Consider the following 7,979-nt stretch of genomic DNA (forward strand, 5'->3'; position numbering starts at 1 on the left):
AGGGGTATGGTCACTCCTTTACCGCTGTTTTTAATGTCTTGAACCGATAATACGCCAAAGCACTATAGAATAGCGTTAGCGCCGATAGATGAACTAAGTCACCCATCTGGCTAAATAGGCCGGCGCCTGATTGCACAATCGCATTATAAATGTTGAAGAATGGTGTCGTAGGCAATGTCATTGAAATCCATTGGGCCACTCGCGGAAGTGATTCAAATGGCCAGCTATATCCTGAGATCAGAAATATGGGGTATGTAGAAAATGCCATCATTTGCAGGCAAAGCAATTGCGATTTAAATAGTGAACCTATCAACTGGGCAAGGGGAATCAGCGTTAGGATAAAAAGCATAAACAGGATAGCCAGTTCGAATCCATTGCCGCGCATCGGCAAATTAAGCAGTCGGTAGTTTACATTAAGAAAGAAAAAGGCATAAGCCGAAAACAGGACCAGGTAAAAAAGTCCTTTTCCCCAGATACCGGTTGATGTACCTCCGTTTAGCCACTCGCCGATACGTGCATGTTGCCGCTCTCCTGCAACACTTTCTGATAAACCTATTAATAAGGTTTGTTGTAAAATTAATGCCAGCAGTCCGGGTAGCAGGAATGCACCATAGCTTGATCTCTCATTGAACATAGGTCTGTAATCCAGGTTTACCGGCATTACATTAGCCATTGCCATCGTTGTGCTCATGCCTTCGCTCTTCTCGAAATACTGCAGACGTACGCCGGCGCCGACGGTAAGGCATATTTGCTGCACGTTGGTTAAGATATCACTTGAAGGAAGGAACCTGGCTGCATTTACGGCAAGAACGACATTGCTCTGCTTTAAGGTCAGTAAATTTGATTCCGTGCCTTTTGGAATGTAAAAGTACCCCTGACAGTCACCGCGGTACATCTGTTCTTTGGCTTCCTCCAGATTAGGGAAATGAACCAGCTCAACCATGGGGGAGTTGTCGATATTTTGTTGCAGCAACCTGGAAAATCTGGAACGATCATCATCAACAACGGCAAGCCTTACATTCTGTTCTTCTTTATTCATGTAGATGCTCCCATAAAAAAAAGCATACAGTAATGGTGCCATCAGAAGGGTCAGCAGCAAGCTATGGTCTTTTGCCACAAGAGCGGCCTCCCTCAAAAGGAGATTAATTATGGACTGCCCCGATTGTTTTTTCATCTGAAATGGTATTAAGCTGCCGTTGGAATAAAAGAACTGCCGTTGGGAACATTACTGCACAAAACAGAAGAAGCCTGTTTACATCTGCTTGTGCATAATGAAACGGCAGATCCATGTAATAGACCTTGAAAAATGCGTCAAGGAATGGCGTATATGGCATAATGGTGGCATAGTACTGGTCATACCATGGCATGGCCCACCTTGGAAACGTAAACCCGCTAAAGACGAAAGCCGGAGAAGTATAGAACAATGCGGTATCACCTGATAACATCACATCTTTGAACAAAGCGGAAATAAACATGCCTATTCCGATGCAGGCCACAGACAGAAATGAATAAATAATAAAGAATTTGAATGTAGCGGCGGGAACTCCGATATCAAAGAAGGGAAATACGACGAAGGCGATAAGTACGAAATTAACCCAGCTAACCACCAAATGGGCAATCGTTTTAGCGGTAATCACCGTCAGGGCAGAGCCATTGGACAACTCATATAACTCCTGCATCGTTTCTGTCTTCCATTCGTAATTCAGAGCGAGCATACTACTTATGATCAGAATCATTTGCATGCCCACGGTTATCAATCCAGGAACCAGATACTCCTGATAATTGTAACTCGAGTTATAAAGCTGATAAGAGTTCAGTTTTACCGGATTAGCAAGTGCCATAGCCTGATCGGCTTCCATGCCTGTTTTTACTAGTTTATTCAATATTACGCCTGCTCCTCCCGTGATGACGACTTCGGCGACTGCCTTATAAATCATTTTCGCGGGCACCAGATAGGCTGCGTTGGTATATAGCGTGACATTGACCGCATGTCTGCTGTAAATATCGGTTTGCATATTTCCAGGGAAATGTATGGCTCCCATTATTTTGCCTTGCTGTATGAGTCTTTCAACCTCAGCCTCGCTATTTACTCTTCTGGTAATGTTTAACGCGTCTCGCTGTTCAAGAAGAAAGATGAGTTGCCGGCTAACCGGACTTCGGTCATCATCCCATATGGCCACTGACAGATGTTTGGCTTCTTCTTTCTGGTAAATTAATGCGTAGAATGAAAACAGTAACACAGGCACGACCAACATCACCAGGTAAAATACCTTTAGGCCGAAAATGCGCTTCCATTCCCTAACTATCAAATAGGCAAAATGATTCATTACGGCAGAATTAATGATGCAGTCATACCCGAGCGTAATCCTCTTATCTGTGACTGGTTTTCGGGCTTAAGTTCTATCGTAAACGTTCGGAGTTCAAACTCTCCCTTGTCTTTTGAGGGCACCCAATTGGCAAATTCAAGTGTTGGTGAAATGGAGGTTACTTTAACTGGGAAAGTCTCCGGTTCACAGCCGGGCACTCTCACGGATGCTACTGCTCCTAATTTTAACAAATTGGCTTTGTCTTGCCTAACGTTAAAACGTAGCAGGGTGGAGTTCTTTTTTTCGATGGTCATCATGGGGTACCCTATAGAAACAATCTCACCCTGATGTGTAACCAAACTGGAGATCACTCCGTCCGCCGGGGCATAAACCCTGGTATTTTCGCTTAAGACCTTTGTGAGTTCATAAGCCTTTTCTGCTTGTTCTACTATCGCGTTAGCTGTTTTGAGCATTTCCGGCCTTGCACCATTCTTAAGCATTTCTAAGTTGAGAGCGGCAGTCTCCATTTCCTTCTGTGCCGCCTGATACCTGAAGTAGAACACGTCTTTCTCTTGTCCGGATATCACATCAGCAGCATATAAGCGTTGCATGCGTTGATAAGTCGTATTAAACAGGTTGTATTGTTCCTGGCTGATTTGATAGAGTTTGGAGGAAGCTTCGATCAGCTCTGGTCTTGCTCCATTAGTTAATAGCTCCTGTTGACCTTTAGCTGCTTCAATAGCAGCCAGGCCCTGAGCTTTTATGGCATCTATCTCGCTTGAACGCAGTATCGCAACCAGCTGTCCTGATCTTACTGTATCGCCCTGTTCAACAAGCAACGAATCCAATCTGCCGGGAAATTCGGCTGCTACGTCTACACTTGAGGCATCTACCATGCCAACAAAGTTGTTTTCATCGTTTTCATTATTCTTGAGAAAGAAAAACAATGCAATGATTACCACAAACAGGGGTATGAGCAGGGGCCAATAGCTTTTCAGGAGATCTTTCATTACTTGATATATTGCGTTATTTGTTGGGGCTTACCCAAACTGTTGAAATATTCGGCTGCAGCTAGAAAGTAGCTGAACACCGCTAAATAATAGCCTTTTTCAACTTCCATTTCAATCATTAGAGCATCATTGACATCTTTTGGCGAAGAGAGCTGGTTCTTCATACGTTCAGTGATCAGATGAGTTGTAGTATGTGCCTCCTTTCTGGCACTATCCAACGAAGCAACTTCATTGTGAAGGGATCTCATCTTGTTTCTTGCAACTGTGGATAGAACTTGTATACGCAATTGCGCATTTTCTTCTGCAAGTTTTGCTTCATCTATCAGTTGCCGGGCGGCAAGTGTTCTTTTTCTCGTTTGCCCATTAAAAAGATTCCATTGTAGTTCTACACCGACAAACCAGTCGGGCATAAGAAGTGGCAGATCGCGTTGGTACAAATTGTAGTTACCGATGGCAAAAATGTTAGGCAAAGAAAACGACTTACTGATCCTCTCTGCGGTTTGAGCATACGAAACCTTACTGCCGGCCATTTTGTATAGAGGATTAGATTCCCAAAACTCGCCTTCAGGTTCATACGGCTCAATAGCCGTATATTTTAAGGTGTCTGTAATGACTATTATGGAGTCTAATGGAACACCGAGTGCCTTGTTAAGCTCTATATGAGTATTTTGCTGATCCAGCTTGATGTTGTTCAGCTGGCTAGCGGCTTGTGTTAATATTACCTTAGTCCAGCTCTTCTGATAAGGAGCAAGTATTTGGTTTTTTACCAGCTCCTGTGCATAGTTGTTGTTGTTTATTAAGGCATCCACCATTAACTGTTGCTTATTAAAGAGGGTGTTCAGGTATAGAAAGCGCAGGTATAAGGTGGCAATTAAAAAATCGACTTCTTTATTAACAAGCTCAACGTTGATACCAGCAGAAGCGACGAGAGACTCAGCCAGGTTGCCGGCATCGTCGAGTTTTCTTCCCAGAAAAATGGGCTGTCTTACACCCACACCCGCCACAAGATAAGATTGCTTACTTAAGCTGGGATTATAGTCGGGGTAGATCCCGTCCATAATGCTCCTGGAGGTATTATAAATACGATCCTGAGCGGCTTGTGACAAATCATTACCGGTAACTTCTTTGAACACTTCATTTGCGGCATTAACGCTTTGAATAGAGGATCCCTCTACAACGCCATCCCGGACAGTCTGTAAATTTACCCTCAAAGGACTGCTCAGGTAAGTATAGCTGGACAGCAGATCAACCTTAGGCAGGTAATTCTTTCTTTCCGCCTGCAAGTTATAGTTGCTGGATAACAGTGCAGATCTCGCTTGTTTAACCGAAATATTGTTCTCGCTTGCAATACTCAGGCATTTTTGCAGAGTCGTATTTTGGCAGAAACCTATTACTGGCAAAAACCACAACAAAAATATCACATGCCTAACACTTCTCAAGATTATTGACATAAGCTATTTATCGATTGATTTACAAGATCAGTAGCGGAGAAATTATCCCGATCATAAATCTGCTGGGATTATTATTGGTTTGACCAAGAGTCGTTTTGGAATAACTATTGTATTTTAAATACCTCCCCACATATGTAGCGAAAAATTTGAGGTTGTAATTTTCGATAGGATAAAACTCAACAGACGGAATTACACCCCATGATGTCCTCAGCGTTTTGGAGGAAGCCGTTTGATCGGTTATATCCTTCCACCGTGCGTTACTCACCATGCCTATAGCAGAAAGCTTCCACTGCTGGTTTGCAGAATACACAATCCGGAGCCAGTGTTCCTTATAATCAACATGTTGCGCCGCATGACCTAATACGTTCTCGGGAATCAATGAACTAACTACTCCTGTACGGTCCAACTCTTCACTGCTCCACTTGAAGTCATATTGAAGCAGCCAGTTTTTCGACCTGAATTGATTGCCTATGGCTGTATAATACATATTTACCGGCTTGTCATTCTTATTGGCTTCCTGAAAGACGCTGAAGCTCCAGAGGGTCTGAAATTTGCCTTCCAGGAAACTACCGTTCCAGGAGGCTACATAAGCCGCCGGAAATTTCGCTTCCTCCATTTCAGGGACATTCTCGTAGAGTTCTGTATAGGTTTTCGTTCTCGAGTTCAGTATCTGAGCAGATAGGGTATGATCAGGTGAGGCCATCCAGGTGAACTGTACTCCGGTTAAAAAATTATCGGCATTTTCAACGATATCATTGTACTCATAAATGTCGATAGGGTTCATATCGAATTCATACCCTCCCCAGGCTGCACACATTTTGCCAACCGTAATGCTCGTACGGTCAGATAGATTATAACCGACAAAGGCCAGGTCTGTGGAACTGGAAATGTGATCTACTGATTGCGTTTCCGGATCTTTGGTGTATCTGTCGCGAAATCTGAAATACACTTTGTCCTTGAATATTTTTCCTTTGATTTCGAGCCTGAACTGATTTACCGCAAACTGGCTGCTGGAGTATTTGCCATCCTTAAAATAATTGTTTAACGCTACCTGGGTGTTTACAATTACATCCACATTATTTAGGAGATCGGCTTTAGTCGCTGTAATTAAGGGAACAGGATGGTTCACCGAAGTATCAGACTGTTTGTCCTGTTGAGCGCAAAGTTTTGCGGAAACGAAACACAACAATAGCACTGTAAATCCTTTCATAATCTTGTATTTTATAATGAGACAGGAAATTAACACGGGGGGCAATTCCCCCGGTTGAAGAGCTAGTACATAAAGAAGTATTCTTGTAACTGTTTCTTATCACGTGTTTGCGTGAGCCCGAGCATTAATAAAATACGTGCTTTTTGCGGAATCAGATCATCCGATACAATAGTGCCCAGTTTCTCGTCATCTGTTTCATCCAGCAGGGTTACTCTACCAGAATATATCCTTGAGGCCCTAACTACCGGGACTCCTCTTTTAACCGCAGCGGCAACGGCTGCCGTATTCGCTTTATTCAGATTTCCGTTGCCCAGCCCGCCGGTAACTATGCCTTTTACCCCTGCCGCAACATAGGCATTAATTGCTGTCGGCGGGGCATCTGCATATAACTCCACTATCGCCACCTCTGGCAGGGAAGTCAGTCCCGTAATGTCAAATGGCGTATTTTTATTGGCTTTCCTAATCGGGGACTGATACATGACTACTTTGCCATCATATATTTGTCCGATTGGACCACTGTTTGGTGCGGTGAAAGCTTCCACATGGGTGGTACTCGTTTTGACGGCTTCTCTTCCTGAAAAGATGCTCTCACTAAATACCAGCAGCACGCCGCTGTTCGCGGCTTCTTTCGAAGCAGCCAGCGCAACCGCATCATAAAGGTTTTTTGGGCCATCAGCACTTATTGCCGTTGCGGGCCGCATGGAGCCGGTAAGTACCACAGGTTTGTCATAACGGACAGTCAGGGAAAGGAAGTAAGCCGTTTCTTCCTGGGTGTCGGTCCCGTGGGTAATCACCACTCCGTCTGCTTCATTGTTTTTATATATTTCATTGATTCTCTGATTCAGTTTGATCCAGATAGCCACGCTCATGTCCTGGCTGCCCACATTCGAAATCTGTTCGCCTGAAATAATGGCTAGTTTATCGATGCCAGGAACAGCAGCAATGAGGTCTTTAATAGGTAAGGCCCCTGAGGTATAGGCAGACCGATCGGCAGAAGCACCTTGACCAGCAATTGTTCCGCCTGTAGCCAGGATTTTTATCCTGGGTAGCGTTTGAGCAAAGAGAGATATGCTTATTATAAGCAAAAACCAGAACAGAAATAGCTTTTTCATAATAAAAGGTTCAAATTACAGATGAGTTATTTTTTGGAAGCTTCCCAGGCGTTAACATATTCGAGCAGGATTTCGCGAATGCGCGTTCCGATCACGTAGTAACTTTCTGTTGGCAGGTTGGCCAGTGAAACACGGATGCTCCATTTTGGCCCGGCAAATCCACCACCATTTAACAAGACAATTGATGTTTTCTCGGCTAGACGAAATACGACATCTAAAGGCTCGAAATTATCTTCAAGCCATTGTGCAAGTTCAGGTCCATAGAAATGCAGTGCTCCTACCATCACATCGATCCCTGAATAATAACCTGCCCGCATTGGGTCAGGCACAATCTCGACTCCCATACCATCCCATAACAATTTCAATCGTGTAGTTATCAGATCCTGAGTTAGTTTCTTGTATGTATTGTTGGTATCGAGTAATCCGAAGGAAGAAAACAGCATCATCTGAAATTGCTGGGGAAGCGATAAACCTGCAGTGTGATTTAAAGCCACCTGCCTGCTATCTGCCACCATCCGGTCAATAAATTTGATTTTTTCAGGCTGCAAAGTCAGCGTCCTATACCTTTTGTATAGGGCTTGCTTTTGTTCGTCGCCAAGTGCTGCAATTTTATCATCAAAGACATTTTTCTGGTTCAGGGCAATAGCTCCTAGCCGCCATCCTGTACAACCGAAATATTTAGAAAAGGAATAAACCGTAATGGTGTTGTAAGGTAGTGCAGCCATAAGAGATACAAAACCTGGCACAAAAGTACCGTATACATCATCGGTAACCACCATCAGACCCGGGTTATGATTTTTTACGATGTCTGCAATACGTTTTAAATTTTTTGCCGGAAGTGCGGTTGAAGGTGGATTACTTGGATTGACCACAAAAGCGATCTTTATATC

General features: G+C 43.7%; 7 protein-coding genes. All 7 read right to left on the bottom strand.

What is annotated here, in order from left to right; translation table 11 throughout:
- Positions 1-10: 10 nt before the first annotated feature.
- Positions 11-1,174, bottom strand: a complete 1,164-nt coding sequence (locus ACKI5J_RS07425) for an ABC transporter permease (protein ID WP_407428069.1) — start codon at positions 1,172-1,174, stop codon at positions 11-13.
- On the bottom strand, positions 1,143-2,327 hold the full coding sequence (locus ACKI5J_RS07430) for an ABC transporter permease (RefSeq protein ID WP_407428071.1): 1,185 nt from the start codon (positions 2,325-2,327) through the stop codon (positions 1,143-1,145). Before ACKI5J_RS07430 ends, ACKI5J_RS07425 begins: the two co-directional genes overlap by 32 nt.
- A complete protein-coding gene (locus tag ACKI5J_RS07435) occupies positions 2,327-3,316 on the bottom strand; it encodes an HlyD family secretion protein (protein ID WP_407428073.1) in 990 nt (329 codons plus the stop codon). The genes ACKI5J_RS07430 and ACKI5J_RS07435 overlap by 1 nt, the downstream gene beginning before the upstream one ends.
- Positions 3,316-4,716, bottom strand: coding sequence for a TolC family protein (locus ACKI5J_RS07440; RefSeq protein WP_407428075.1), 1,401 nt, complete (start codon positions 4,714-4,716; stop codon positions 3,316-3,318). The genes ACKI5J_RS07435 and ACKI5J_RS07440 overlap by 1 nt, the downstream gene beginning before the upstream one ends.
- A gap of 70 nt (positions 4,717-4,786) precedes the next feature.
- Positions 4,787-5,977 carry a porin gene (locus ACKI5J_RS07445; protein WP_407428077.1) on the bottom strand — a complete coding sequence of 397 codons (1,191 nt, stop codon included), beginning with the start codon at positions 5,975-5,977 and terminating at the stop codon, positions 4,787-4,789.
- 62 nt (positions 5,978-6,039) lie between these two features.
- Positions 6,040-7,089 carry a type II asparaginase gene (locus ACKI5J_RS07450; protein ID WP_407428079.1) on the bottom strand — a complete coding sequence of 350 codons (1,050 nt, stop codon included), beginning with the start codon at positions 7,087-7,089 and terminating at the stop codon, positions 6,040-6,042.
- A 26-nt stretch (positions 7,090-7,115) separates the two neighbouring features.
- Positions 7,116-7,979, bottom strand: an 864-nt coding sequence (locus ACKI5J_RS07455; RefSeq protein WP_407428081.1) for a bifunctional aspartate transaminase/aspartate 4-decarboxylase, incomplete at its 5' end; no start/stop codon positions are given.

Source organism: Arcticibacter sp., from assembly GCF_045629565.1.
Taxonomy (GTDB): domain Bacteria; phylum Bacteroidota; class Bacteroidia; order Sphingobacteriales; family Sphingobacteriaceae; genus Arcticibacter.